Below are 418 nucleotides of genomic sequence, written 5' to 3'. Positions count from 1 at the left end.
TGCCAGTAGTACTGCTTGCGGACCGGGTCGAAGGTCCAGTTGGAGGCCTCGGTGTCGACGAAGATGATCCGGGCGTCCTGGAACTGTTTGTCGTCGTCGGCCCAGACGTAGTAGTCGCCGTAGGGGCCTTCGGGGTCGTTCCGGGACTCCTGGAACCACGGGTGCTGGTCGCTGGTGTGGTTCATGACGAAGTCGATGATGACGCGCATGCCGCGTTGGTGGGCGGCGTCGACGAACTCGACGAAGTCGGCGAGGTCGCCGAACTCGGGGAGGACGGCGGTGTAGTCGGAGACGTCGTAGCCGCCGTCCCTGAGGGGTGACTTGAAGAAGGGGGGCAGCCAGAGGCAGTCGACGCCGAGCCACTGGAGGTAGTCGAGTTTGGCGGTCAGGCCCTTGAGGTCGCCGACTCCGTCACCGT

Annotated in this window: 1 protein-coding gene; it reads right to left on the bottom strand. The window is 64.8% G+C overall.

Annotation, left to right across the window (positions count from 1 at the left end):
- Nucleotides 1-418, bottom strand: a 418-nt coding sequence (locus ADL01_RS23375; RefSeq protein WP_267889936.1) for an alpha-amylase family glycosyl hydrolase, incomplete at both ends; no start/stop codon positions are given.

Origin of the sequence: Streptomyces sp. NRRL WC-3618, assembly GCF_001280005.1 — a bacterium.
In the GTDB taxonomy this organism is placed as follows: Bacteria; Actinomycetota; Actinomycetes; order Streptomycetales; family Streptomycetaceae; genus Streptomyces.
The sequence above is the reverse complement of the archived record's forward strand: the minus strand, read 5'-3'. Positions and strand labels throughout refer to the sequence as shown.